The sequence below is a fragment of the Cytobacillus sp. FSL K6-0129 genome (genome assembly GCF_038007625.1).
In the GTDB taxonomy this organism is placed as follows: Bacteria; Bacillota; Bacilli; order Bacillales; family Cytobacillaceae; genus Cytobacillus; species Cytobacillus kochii.
Genome location: NZ_JBBOXM010000001.1, coordinates 1,333,289 through 1,346,059, shown reverse-complemented (window position 1 = coordinate 1,346,059; position 12,771 = coordinate 1,333,289). Strand labels below are relative to the sequence as shown.

At 36.9% G+C, this 12,771-nt stretch carries 14 protein-coding genes; 13 read left to right on the top strand and 1 reads right to left on the bottom strand.

The window, feature by feature from the left end; all coding sequences use genetic code 11:
• Window positions 1–204: 204 nt before the first annotated feature.
• From deoB to MHI57_RS06435, 13 genes are all read left to right on the top strand, one after another.
• The gene (gene deoB, locus MHI57_RS06495; RefSeq protein WP_340975427.1) at window positions 205–1,401 is read left to right on the top strand and encodes a phosphopentomutase; all 1,197 of its coding nucleotides are present in this window, start codon (window positions 205–207) and stop codon (window positions 1,399–1,401) included.
• Entirely contained in the window at window positions 1,401–2,219 is an 819-nt protein-coding gene (locus tag MHI57_RS06490) for a purine-nucleoside phosphorylase (protein WP_095372693.1), read from the top strand. Before deoB ends, MHI57_RS06490 begins: the two co-directional genes overlap by 1 nt.
• A gap of 22 nt (window positions 2,220–2,241) precedes the next feature.
• A complete protein-coding gene (locus MHI57_RS06485; protein WP_095372694.1) occupies window positions 2,242–3,546 on the top strand; it encodes a pyrimidine-nucleoside phosphorylase in 1,305 nt (434 codons plus the stop codon).
• Between the two features lie 270 nt (window positions 3,547–3,816).
• Window positions 3,817–4,995 carry a D-alanyl-D-alanine carboxypeptidase family protein gene (locus tag MHI57_RS06480; protein WP_095372695.1) on the top strand — a complete coding sequence of 393 codons (1,179 nt, stop codon included), beginning with the start codon at window positions 3,817–3,819 and terminating at the stop codon, window positions 4,993–4,995.
• A 177-nt stretch (window positions 4,996–5,172) separates the two neighbouring features.
• Window positions 5,173–5,523, top strand: coding sequence for an anti-sigma F factor antagonist (gene spoIIAA, locus MHI57_RS06475; RefSeq protein WP_095372696.1), 351 nt, complete (start codon window positions 5,173–5,175; stop codon window positions 5,521–5,523).
• Window positions 5,524–5,964, top strand: a complete 441-nt coding sequence (spoIIAB, locus tag MHI57_RS06470; RefSeq protein ID WP_095372697.1) for an anti-sigma F factor — start codon at window positions 5,524–5,526, stop codon at window positions 5,962–5,964.
• A gap of 11 nt (window positions 5,965–5,975) precedes the next feature.
• Window positions 5,976–6,731 carry an RNA polymerase sporulation sigma factor SigF gene (sigF, locus tag MHI57_RS06465; protein WP_095372698.1) on the top strand — a complete coding sequence of 252 codons (756 nt, stop codon included), beginning with the start codon at window positions 5,976–5,978 and terminating at the stop codon, window positions 6,729–6,731.
• A gap of 167 nt (window positions 6,732–6,898) precedes the next feature.
• Window positions 6,899–7,519 carry a stage V sporulation protein AA gene (locus MHI57_RS06460; protein WP_095372699.1) on the top strand — a complete coding sequence of 207 codons (621 nt, stop codon included), beginning with the start codon at window positions 6,899–6,901 and terminating at the stop codon, window positions 7,517–7,519.
• Window positions 7,509–7,931, top strand: a complete 423-nt coding sequence (locus tag MHI57_RS06455; protein ID WP_095372700.1) for a stage V sporulation protein AB — start codon at window positions 7,509–7,511, stop codon at window positions 7,929–7,931. The genes MHI57_RS06460 and MHI57_RS06455 overlap by 11 nt, the downstream gene beginning before the upstream one ends.
• A gap of 28 nt (window positions 7,932–7,959) precedes the next feature.
• Window positions 7,960–8,526 carry a stage V sporulation protein AE gene (locus MHI57_RS06450; RefSeq protein ID WP_095372701.1) on the top strand — a complete coding sequence of 189 codons (567 nt, stop codon included), beginning with the start codon at window positions 7,960–7,962 and terminating at the stop codon, window positions 8,524–8,526.
• Window positions 8,523–10,004 carry a spore germination protein gene (locus MHI57_RS06445; protein WP_095372702.1) on the top strand — a complete coding sequence of 494 codons (1,482 nt, stop codon included), beginning with the start codon at window positions 8,523–8,525 and terminating at the stop codon, window positions 10,002–10,004. Before MHI57_RS06450 ends, MHI57_RS06445 begins: the two co-directional genes overlap by 4 nt.
• A 182-nt stretch (window positions 10,005–10,186) precedes the next feature.
• Window positions 10,187–11,506: a diaminopimelate decarboxylase gene (gene lysA, locus MHI57_RS06440; protein ID WP_095372703.1), complete on the top strand. Its 1,320-nt coding sequence runs from the start codon at window positions 10,187–10,189 to the stop codon at window positions 11,504–11,506.
• A gap of 369 nt (window positions 11,507–11,875) precedes the next feature.
• Window positions 11,876–12,238 carry a GNAT family N-acetyltransferase gene (locus MHI57_RS06435; protein WP_095372704.1) on the top strand — a complete coding sequence of 121 codons (363 nt, stop codon included), beginning with the start codon at window positions 11,876–11,878 and terminating at the stop codon, window positions 12,236–12,238.
• A 13-nt stretch (window positions 12,239–12,251) separates the two neighbouring features.
• Here the strand turns inward: MHI57_RS06435 and MHI57_RS06430 are convergent, their stop codons facing one another.
• Entirely contained in the window at window positions 12,252–12,764 is a 513-nt protein-coding gene (locus tag MHI57_RS06430) for a DUF309 domain-containing protein (protein ID WP_095372705.1), read from the bottom strand.
• Window positions 12,765–12,771: the final 7 nt, after the last annotated feature.

Genomic DNA, 12,771 nt, shown 5'->3' with positions numbered 1-12,771 from the left:
TTTTCTTTTTTTATTTTCAGTACAATATAGATGTCAGACTTCTGACGAAAGAAATCTTTCTTAAAGGTGAAGTATATTCATGACATTCCTCTTTGTTAGGTTCTAGACGTTTTACACTATCCTTCGCTGTTGATGAAAGCCTTTTTGGGGTATGATAAGTAAGGATTTCTGTAGTAAAGAAATAGTTAGAAAGGAGTGTTAATTGTGAACACATTTACATATAAACGTATTTTCCTTATTGTAATGGACTCTGTTGGAATAGGAGAAGCACCTGATGCGAAAAATTTCGGTGATGAAGGTTCTCATACGTTAGGCCATATTGCCGAGAAAATGGGCGGTTTGCATATGCCACATATGGAACGTCTCGGATTAAGTAATATCAATGAAATAAAAGGGATAGCAAAAGTCGCACAACCTGAGGCTTATTATACAAAGCTTCAAGAAGCTTCTGTTGGGAAAGATACCATGACAGGGCATTGGGAAATAATGGGCCTTCATATTCGAAAACCCTTTCAAGTATTTCCTAATGGATTTCCAGAGGAGTTAATTCAAGAACTAGAAGAAAAGACAGGTCGAAAAGTGATTGGTAATAAACCTGCGAGTGGAACAGTGATTTTAGACGAATTAGGGGAAGAGCATATGGAGACAGGTTCTCTTATTGTTTATACGTCGGCTGATTCGGTGCTACAAATCGCCGCCCATGAGGAAATCATACCAATTGAAGAACAGTATCGTATTTGTGAAATTGCTAGAGAATTGACTTTAAATGAAAAATACATGGTAGGTAGAGTCATTGCTAGACCATTTGTTGGTAAAGCGGGGGCATTTATAAGAACAGCGAATAGACATGATTATGCATTAAAGCCATTTGGCAGAACAGTAATGAATGAGTTAAAAGATGCCAATCTAGATGTCATAGCCATCGGAAAAATTAATGATATATATGATGGAGAAGGCGTAACAGAAGCAATTAGAACCACTTCAAATATGGATGGCATGGACAAGATGGTAGCTATAGCAAAAAAAGACTTTACAGGCATGAGCTTTTTGAATTTAGTAGACTTCGATGCCCTTTATGGACATAGAAGAGATCCACTTGGATACGGTCAAGCATTAGAAGAATACGATGCTCGTTTACCTGAACTGTTCGAGCAGTTAAATGAAAATGATCTTCTGATTATTACAGCGGATCATGGTAATGACCCAATCCATCATGGTACAGACCATACGAGAGAATATGTGCCATTACTTGTTTATTCTAAGCGCTTATCTCATGGAGAAGAACTGCCTCAAGGCAAGACATTTGCTAACATTGGCGCGACTATTGCAGAGAATTTCCAAGTAAAGAAGCCATTGATTGGAGAGAGCTTTCTTAAAAATGTCAAGGGAGTAGGGAAATAATGACTAGTTTACATGAGGTAAAAGCAGCGAAAGAATTAATTCAATCTAGAATAGACCAAACACCAACAGTAGGACTTATATTAGGTTCTGGACTTGGGGTTCTTGCTGAAGAGATAACAAATGCGATAAAAATACCTTATAGAGATATACCGGGTTTCCCGCAATCAACAGTAGCCGGTCATGCAGGTCAACTCGTTATTGGCCGATTAAACGGTGTAGCGGTTGTTGCGATGCAAGGAAGATTTCATTATTACGAAGGCTATACTATGCAGCAAGTTACGTTTCCGATCCGTGTAATGAAGGAGTTGGGAGTACAGAAATTAATCGTAACCAACGCTGCTGGAGGCGTTAATGAAACTTTCTCACCAGGTGATTTAATGATCATCACAGACCATATTAACAATATGGGGGTAAACCCACTTATAGGTCCTAATGATGACCATTTTGGTGTGCGTTTTCAAGATTTGTCATCAGCGTACAATAAAGAAATGATACAAGTCGCAAAAGAGGTCGCAGAACACCAACAATTAAACATACAAACTGGTGTATACGTAGCTAATACAGGGCCAGTTTATGAAACACCTGCAGAAGTAAAAATGCTTAGAATTTGTGGTGGAGATGCAGTTGGTATGTCAACTGTTCCGGAAGTTATTGTTGCGAATCATGCTGGTATGAATGTACTTGGAATCTCTTGTATTTCTAATATGGCTGCAGGTATTTTAGACCAACCATTAAATCATGAAGAAGTGATAGAAACAACGGAGAAAGTAAAACAACAATTTTTAAGCTTTGTCAAAGGAATCGTGACAAAAATTTAAATTTAGTGGGGGGAACGATACGATGAGAATGGTGGACATCATTGAGAAAAAAAGGGATGGTCATTGCTTAACGACAGAGGAAATTAACTATTTTATTCAAGGCTACACAAATGAAACAATCCCTGATTATCAAGCAAGTGCACTTGCTATGGCGATTTATTTTCAAGGAATGGATGAAAGAGAAACAGCTGATTTAACAACGGCAATGGTTAAATCAGGCGATGAAATTAATCTTTCAAACATTGATGGAATCAAAGTCGATAAGCATTCTACTGGGGGTGTAGGAGATACAACCACGCTCGTATTAGGGCCGCTAGTAGCTGCTGTAGGTGTACCAGTTGCAAAGATGAGCGGAAGAGGTCTGGGCCATACGGGTGGGACCATTGATAAATTAGAGGCTATAGATGGATTTCATGTAGAGATTGATAATGATGAATTTATGAATTTAGTCAATCGTAATAAATTAGCAGTCATAGGTCAAAGTGGAAACTTGACACCAGCTGATAAGAAGCTTTATGCGTTAAGAGATGTGACCGCTTCTGTTAATAGCATCCCATTAATTGCATCAAGTATCATGAGTAAAAAAATTGCTGCGGGTGCAGATGCAATTGTTTTAGACGTGAAAACGGGTTCAGGTGCATTTATGAAAACGATTGAAGAAGCAATTGCTTTAGCAAAAACAATGGTGAAAATCGGGAATCATGTTGGTAGACAGACAATGGCTGTCATCTCAGATATGAGCCAACCCCTTGGCCTAGCAATCGGTAATGCTTTAGAAGTAGAAGAAGCGATAAATACTTTAAAAGGAGAAGGCCCGGAAGATTTGACTGATTTATGTTTAACTCTTGGAAGTCAAATGGTCGTATTAGCGAAAAAGGCCGATACGTTAGAAAGTGCGCGCACGCTATTACAAGAAGCAATCAGTAGTGGTAAAGCGTTAGAGACTTTTAAAACATTTATCCAATCTCAAGGAGGAGATGTTGCAGTCGTTGATGACCCATCTCTACTTCCACAGGCAAAATATCAAATAAAGGTAGAAGCTGCACAAAGTGGATATATTTCTGAAATTGCTGCAGAAAAACTTGGTACTGCTGCAATGATGCTTGGTGCGGGTAGAGCAACAAAAGATTCTATTATAGATCTCGCAGCAGGCCTCCTTCTTCATAAAAAAGTTGGCGATTCTGTCCAAAAAGGAGAAGCGTTGTTAACGATTCATAGCAATATGGAAGATGTGGAAGAAGTAAAAGATATCCTTATTAATCATATTAAAATAGTGTCAGAAGAAGTAACAGCACCAACATTGATACATCAAGTCATCACAGAATAAAAATACTAGAAAAAGCTTAAAGGAAATAAAACCTTTAAGCTTTTTTAGTACAATTTAACTGAAAGATGCTCATTCTTAAAATATTTCCTTCGAATAATTCCCACATCAAAGCATAGAAGGTCTCATTTCATACCTCTCACCTTCCCGATCTTTTTTCAAAGTAAAACACGGAATTTCTCATTTATAAAATGTAGTTTATGGTATTTTCATTGGTATAAATTATCAACAAATGGTAATCATGGAAACTATAAAGAATGGAGGGTTTGTGCGATGAAGCGAATAGTTAGTGTATTTTTTATATGTATTCTCATGGTTTCTACCATAGCACCACAAGTATTTGCACGTGAAAGTGAAAAAATGACTGAAGAAGAAGTTGTGAAAAATGTAAAGTCAGCTATTTTAATTGAGCGAGATACAGGCAAAGTTCTGTATGAAAAAAATAGTGATGTTCAATTACCACCCGCAAGTATGACGAAGATTATGACGATGCTTTTAATTATGGAAGCAATCGATGAAGGCAAACTTAAATGGGATGAAAAGATTAAGACAAGTGAATATGCTGCTTCTATGGGTGGTTCACAAATTTTTCTTGAGCCTGGAGAAGAAATGACAACAAAAGAAATGTTACAAGGAATTGCAATCGGTTCTGGAAATGACGCTTCTGTTGCTGTAGCAGAAAGATTAGCGGGTACGGTAGATGACTTTGTCAATATGATGAATGCAAAAGCAAAAGAGCTAGGTTTAAAGGACACTGTATTCAAAAATCCTACAGGCCTCCCGGTAACGGATCATTTTAGTACGGCTCATGATATGGCGATGATGGCAAAGGAATTACTGAAGTATGAAGATATTACAAACTTTACCGGTACTTACGAGGCTTATTTGCGTGAAGACACCGATAAAAAGTTCTGGTTAGTAAATACGAATAAATTAGTGCGTTTTTATCCAGGGGTAGATGGTCTTAAGACTGGATTTACTCAAGAAGCAAAGTATTGTTTAACGGCGACAGCTGAGAAAAACGGCATGCGTGTCATTGCGGTTGTTTTCGGTGCACCTAGCTCAAAAGAGAGAAATGCAGAAGTGACGAAAATGCTAGACTATGCTTTTAATAAATATGAAACTCATGCCATGTATAAAAGGAATCAAGCGGTGGCAAAAGTGAAAGTGTCAAAAGGTGAAAAGAAACAAGTAGAAGCATTAACAAGCGAACCCATTTCAATATTAGCTAAAAAAGGTGAAGATATTAAAAACGTGAAACAAACGGTTGTACTCGATGAAAATATGAAGGCTCCTGTTAAAAAAGGTGATGAAGTCGGCAAGATTATTTTTGAAAAAGACGGAAAAACAATGGTTGAAAGTCCTTTAGTCGCAAGTCAAGATAGTAAAAAAGCCAACGTATGGACATTGTTTAAGCGTTCAATGGGAATGTTTACGAAAGTCTCAGAGTAATATGTCGAATCGAGTGAAGACAAGTCCTGTTTTAGCGAATAAACACTAGTTTTGTCTTCATGAAGGAAAAACAGTTCATAGTATAGAATTGGACTCACTAAAGGCAGGTTGATATTCTATTGGTGTCAATCCTGTCTAATCCATAGAGACAACTGATTACAAAGGAGGCTATGGTTAGTGAGTCTAGCAATTAATTTAGAAATAAAAAACAACGTATTATGTATTCGTTTAAGCGGGGAGCTTGATCATCACTCTGCGGATGAATTAAGAGCAAAAGCAACAAAAACGATTGAGGAACACGATATCCACCATATTATTCTTAATCTGGAACAATTAACATTCATGGATAGTTCTGGACTTGGAGTAATTCTTGGCAGATATAAACAAGTGAAACAAAAAAATGGCGAAATGGTTGTATGTGCAATTTCTCCATCTGTAAAAAGACTTTTTGATATGTCTGGTTTATTTAAAATTATTCGCTTAGAACCTACTGAAGCGTTTGCCCTGCAACGATTGGGGGTGGCGTAAGTGAAAAATGTTATGCAAATGCAGTTTACTGCTCTCAGTCAAAATGAATCATTTGCTCGAGTGACAGTGGCAGCTTTTATTGCTCAGCTTGATCCAACAATGGATGAATTAACAGAAATTAAGACCGTTGTCTCAGAAGCTGTAACGAACGCTATTATTCACGGCTATGATATGAGCCCAGATGGCATTGTACACATTTCAGTAACCATTGAGGAAGGAATAGTCGAACTGTCCATTAAAGACGAAGGTCTCGGTATTATGGATATAGAAGAGGCAAGACAGCCTCTTTATACAACAAAGCCAGAGCTAGAGAGATCAGGAATGGGCTTTACGATTATGGAAAATTTTATGGACGAAATTAGTATTGTATCACACCCAGGTGAAGGCACAGAGGTTCGTTTAAAGAAGCATTTATCAAATAGTAAAATGCTATGTAATTAAGGAGTCTTGCTATGGATGTGGAGGTTAAAACAGGAAAGACGCAATATTTAAAAGATCATGAAGTTAAAGAGCTCATTGGTAAAAGTCAAAATGGTGATCAAGCGTCTAGAGATTTGATTGTCCAAAAGAATATGCGCTTAGTATGGTCAGTTGTCCAGCGCTTCCTCAATCGAGGATACGAACCAGATGACTTATTTCAAATTGGCTGTATTGGATTGTTGAAATCGGTTGATAAATTTGATTTGAGTTATGATGTGAAATTTTCTACTTACGCTGTTCCTATGATTATTGGTGAGATCCAACGTTTTATAAGAGACGATGGAACAGTTAAAGTCAGTCGTTCACTTAAAGAACTCGGAAATAAAATTCGAAAAGCAAAAGATGAGTTATCGAAATCATTAGGTAGGGTACCAACCGTATCAGAGATTTCAGAATTCCTTGATATCCCAACAGAGGATATTATCATGGCCCAAGATGCTAGTCGACTCCCTTCGTCAATTCATGAAACCGTGTATGAAAATGATGGTGACCCTATTACATTACTTGACCAAATAGATGATGGGGATGAGGGGAGATGGTTTGATAAAATCGCATTAAAAGAAGCGATAAATGAATTAGATGAAAGAGAGAGACTGATTGTTTATTTGCGCTATTACAAAGACCAAACACAATCAGAAGTAGCAGTCAGGCTTGGCATTTCACAAGTACAAGTCTCGAGGCTTGAGAAGAAAATATTGAAGCAAATGAAAGAGCATATGGACTTATAGTCTATATGCTCTTTCATTTGCATCTTTTAAGCGAAGAAAGTCGACGTTTATGTATTTACTAATAACCAAGAAAGTAATATCAGTGTGAGGAAATTATTGGATTTCATGAAGTGAAATACCTTTACTCATACTATATGCAAGGAAATCTTTGTGTGGGAAGTGAAAGGATGGAACGTATTGTTTATTTACGCTTGCGACATCGATTGCAGGTTAAACCGCACGAAACTATTGTTTTATCGGATGTTGCGCAGTTGATTGCAGATGACGAAGTTTATGATAAATTAGCTAATCTCCTGTTATACCGTGTGTCTAAGGAAGATAAAAATATTATCATTATTGATGTTATGCAGGTAATTAAGCATATTACAAAATGTTTTCCGAGTTTGGAAATCCAAACGGTTGGGCCGACACAGATTATTGTTGAAGTTGCCGTGAAAAGAAGAAAAGTCTCACTTCCATTGTTTATGCTAATATGGTTTTTATTATTTTTTGGTGCTGCTCTCACCATCATGAATTTTCATGAAGACGTTAGTATGCAAGAAGTTCAACAAAAGATTTATACATTGATTACAGGTGAAGTAGATAGTCGGCCATTGATTTTTCAAATCCCATACTCAATTGGATTAGGCTTAGGAATGATTCTCTTCTTCAATCATGTATTTAAAAAGCGTTTAAATGAAGAGCCTAGTCCTTTAGAGGTAGAGATGTTTAATTATCAAATGGATTTGGATAATTATGTTTCCCTACACGAAAACAAAGAGAGTATGAAGAATATTGATGAGCGGTAAAATTATCTTTGCCATCTTTATAGGCTTAGCGAGTGGTATAGCTGTAGGTGGTGGAGTAGTTGCATTCTTATCTGTCTTAGGAATTATTCCAAGGCTTACACAACTAACAAAAACAATGAAGATGATCCATGCTTATGAATGGGCAGCGGTGTGCGGGGTGATTGCTGGAGCTGTAGCTTCCATGTGGGAGCCAGTACTACAAGCACCGCCCTTTATACTTATTCCGATTGGCCTGTTATGTGGAATCTTTGTAGGAATGCTTGCAGCTGCACTTACGGAAGTTCTAAATGTCTTCCCGATATTAGCTAAACGCATTGGTGTAGAAGGGAAAATTGTCTATTTATTAATGGCTTTTGTTTTTGGGAAAATTATCGGATCTTTATTTCAATGGATATATTATGTCAATCTGTAGATTTGCTCACTTAGAAAGGGAAATGGCGATGAAAGAACGGAGAAAAGTCATATTGATTACAGATGGAGATGAGTTTGCAAAGCGAACAATAGAGCTCATTGCTCATGATATTGGTGGTAGTTGTATTTCTGCTTCTCAAGGAAATCCAACTATACTGTCTGGTGAAGAGATGGTGCATTTAATTAAAAAAGCTCATTCAGATCCTGTTTATATCATGTTTGATGATAGTGGTTATATCGGAGAAGGTCCAGGAGAGAAAGCGATGACTTTCGTTGCCAATCACCCTGATATTGAAGTCATTGGTGCAATAGCTGTAGCATCAAGGACTCACCACGAGGAATGGACAAAGGTAGATGTAAGCATTGATCGCTTTGGTGAATTGACAGAATATGGTGTTGATAAATCTGGGATAGCAGATATGGATGAAGGCAGAATAGTAGGTGATACCGTTTATTGTCTTGAAATGTTAAATATCCCTTTTATCGTCGGTATTGGTGATATTGGTAAAATGGCAAGAATTGATTCAATAAAAGCCGGTTCACCCATTACGAAACAAGCTGTTGAACTTATACTGGAAAGGAGCGGTATGTTATGAGCGAAAAAGAAAAAATAAGAAAGAGACCATTACCCACATCCGTCAAGGAAGTTGAAGCGTACATGCAGGACCATGTAGGTCTTGGAACAAGTTTTGACCTTGGAGTGAGAAAGCTTAAAGTATTAAAAAAGGATGTTCATTTATACTTTATTAATGGTTTAACAGAGACACAATTTATCATTGAAATTGTTGAAGAGCTTGTAGGGATTAATGATAAAGAAAAATTATCGACCCATCTCTTTGATATTGTAGAGAACCGTATCGTTCATCAAGCAGTTGATCGCATTAAGACAATTGATGAGCTCGTTGACCAAGTATTATCAGGGCTTATTGTTATTGTGATGGAAGGTGAAGGTACCGCTTTAGTAATAGACGTAAGAAGTTATCCAGGACGAACACCACAAGAGCCTGATACGGAGAAGGTAATTAGAGGTTCTCGTGATGGTTACGTAGAAAATATAATTGTCAATACAGCTCTAACAAGAAGAAGAATTCGTGATGAACGTTTAAGGTTTGAAATGCTCCATGTTGGTGTAAGGTCAAAAACTGATATTTCCTTAGGCTATATTGAAGGGTTAGCTGATCCCAACCTAGTAGAAGTGTTACGTAAAGAAATTAATGAAATCGATATCGATGGGCTACCCATGGCAGATAAAACGGTAGAAGAATTCATCCTTCATCAAAGTTATAATCCATTTCCACTTGTAAGGTACACTGAAAGAGCGGATGTAGCGGCCACTCACTTGATGGAAGGTCATGTCGTGGTTTTTGTGGATACATCGCCCAGTGTAATCATCGCCCCAACGACTTTATTTCATCATTTGCAGCATGTAGAGGAATATAGGCAAGCCCCAGCTGTCGGTACTTTTGTTAGATTTATGAGGTTTATCGGACTTGCTGCTTCTTTATTTTTTCTACCATTGTGGTTTTTATTTGTCTTAGAACCGTCTTTGCTTCCGGATGCCATTGATTATATCGGGCCGAATGAACAATCAAATATACCTATTCTTATTCAATTATTATTAGCGGATTTAGGGATAGAGTTTTTAAGATTAGCTGCTATCCATACACCGACACCATTATCAACGGCAATGGGACTAATAGCTGCAATACTAATAGGAGAAATTGCAATCACTGTTGGATTGTTTGTACCTGAAGTTATTCTCTATGTTTCTGTTGCGGCAATTGGAACTTTTGCCACTCCGAGCTATGAATTAAGTGTGGCAAATAAACTTATTCGTATGCTCTTGTTAATATTAGTTGCAATTTTTCATACACCAGGTTTAGTTGTCGGAATTACGCTATTTATTCTTTTTCTTGTATCCATGCGTTCATTTAGAACACCATATTTATGGCCATTCATTCCATTTTGCCCTGGCGCTATCGTTCATATTATTTTTAGAAGAGCCGTCCCAGGGTCAAAAATCCGACCAAGTATTACCCATTCTCGCAATCGTTTTAAGCAGCCACCAAAATAATTGGGTAAATGGCGATTGCAGGCATATGGGAATTATGGTAAAGTATGTTCAACTGAATAAAGGGTTAAAGGATAACAGAATAGACAGTTTCTTAAGGATTCTGTCTATTTCTTCATTTTAGTCCGATAAAAATAAGCATCAATTCTTTGATTAGAGAAGTAATGGACGAAAGAGGGGAAAGCATGTTTTTTCACGGTACATCAAAGGTAAATGACAAAGGACACTTAGAAATTGGCGGTGTTGATACAGTAAAATTAGCTAGTAAATATGGCACGCCTGTTTATATTTATGATGTAGAGTTAATAAGAAGAAGAGCACGTGGATTTAAGAAAATGTTTCAGGAAAATAATATAAAGGCACAAGTAGCCTATGCAAGTAAGGCTTTCTCTTCTGTAGCGATGATTCAGTTAGTGGAAGAAGAAGGATTGTCTTTAGATGTTGTTTCTGGAGGAGAACTATACACTGCCATTAGGGCGGATTTTCCAGTTGAACGTATTCATTTTCATGGGAATAATAAAAGCCGTGAAGAATTAGAAATGGCGCTTTCCTATAATATTGGTTGTATCGTCATAGATAATTTCCATGAAATGAACTTATTAGAAGAAGTAGCTATATCAATGAATAAGCGCGTCGATGTGTTACTAAGGATTACTCCAGGAATAGAAGCGCATACACATGATTATATTTTAACTGGGCAAGAAGATTCTAAATTTGGTTTCGATTTACAAAATGGACAGGCAGAGGAAGCATTAAAAATCGCCCTTAATTCCCAACACATCCATTTACTTGGGTTCCATTGTCATATTGGTTCACAAATCTTTGAACCAACTGGATTTATCCTTGCCACACAAAAAATCTTTGCCAAATTGAAAACGTGGAGCCAAAAATATGATTATGAATCTGAAGTTCTTAATTTAGGTGGAGGATTTGGGATTAGATATACAGAGGAAGATGAACCACTCGACCCAGAAACGTATGTAGAGGAAATTATCAAGGAAGTAAAAAAACAAACAAGCCATCACGGGATGACTTTACCTGAAATATGGATTGAACCTGGAAGATCACTTGTCGGTGATGCTGGCACAACCATCTACCAAATTGGCTCATCAAAAGATGTTCCGAATGTAAGAAAATACTTGGCTATTGATGGAGGAATGAGTGATAATATCCGTCCTGCTCTCTATCAGGCACAATATGAAGCTGTTCTTGCTAATCGTGTCCTAGATGATATAGAGGAAAAAGTCTCTATCGCAGGTAAATGTTGTGAATCCGGAGATATGCTTATTTGGGATTTGCCACTTCCGAAGGCTGGAAACAACGATTTGTTAGCTGTTTTTTGTACAGGTGCATATGGTTATTCAATGGCAAATAATTATAATCGTATCCCTCGTCCACCTGTTGTGTTTGTGGAAGATGGAGAAGATCGATTGGTCATTAAAAGAGAATCATTTGAAGATATGGCACGGCTAGATTTACCTTTAAAAAACAAGGTTAATCAGTAATTAACATGAACCAAGAAACTTAGGTGGGTTTCAGAATCTTCATAAGGGACTCACCTATTATTCTACTTATTTGGCGAACTCCTTCTTTTAACATATTGGAATGTAGAAACCTTTCCTGTACAATAAAGATGAATGTATATCAAAAGGGGAGCTACTGAAGAAAGTATGGATAAAAAAAGTAATATTATGTTATTTGTCTTTATTTTAGGTATAGCTTTTATATGGGGGCTTATTTATTGGTTATTTATTGCCCCGCAATCATAACTAGTTCCATTTCAATCTATAGATACATATGATAAAATAGTTTATGTTAGTTGTGAAATGGAAATAATAGCAAATAAACGGTTTTACTAATAATGAGGGGTTATCATGTTAATACGCTATAAAAAGTCTTTTGAGAAGATTGCTATGGGACTTTTATCTTTTATGCCAAAAGAAAAAGTATTAAAGCAGTTGTTACAGACGATTAAAGAGTATGAAAGTGAAGAAAATCTGCAATTGTTTTTGTGGAAAGAAGACGAAGATATTATTGGGCTAGTTGGTGTATGCTTATCTGATCATCATATTGAAGTTCGTCATATATCAGTCAACCCTTCTCATCGTCAGCAAGGAGTCGGTAAGTCGATGATAAAAGCATTAAATGACACTTATCCACATAAAGAACTAACAGCGGACAATGTTACAGAAGCCTTTTTACAGAAATGTGAAGAGATAAATAAAGGCAGCGAATAATTTTCGCTGCCTTTTAGCGATGTCTTTGGAGGGCTTTCTCTCTTTCTGCGATGACATTTGACCGATCTCTTTTCATATGTCGATGAACAATTTCTTCGTTTTCAAGATTGCTTTCCTGTCCCCATCGGAATCCTTTAGAATTACATGTCTTTTTGACCTCATCTAATAAGGAAACATCGTTTATAGGGAAGTAATAGCTTTTATAAGGAAAGGCCTTATCAATTTCTTCTTGCATTGTGTGTATATCATTTAACAGTTGTTGATGGTCAATACCAAGTTGTTTTACTTCTTTTGGATATGACGAAAGAATAAATGCTGCTTTTTGCAATGTTTTTTTAGCACCATGAAAATTCCCTCTACGATGATGATAATTAGACACGGCGACTTGAATCAAGCCAACCCAGATGGATTGCTTGTTTCGATTGTCTACTTCTTTCCAATATTCCTCTAAAATTTCGTGGCATTCAAAATAATCACGATCGCCGTGATAATGAGCTAAATAGTCAATAAAAGCTTGGGGATGCAAAGTTACA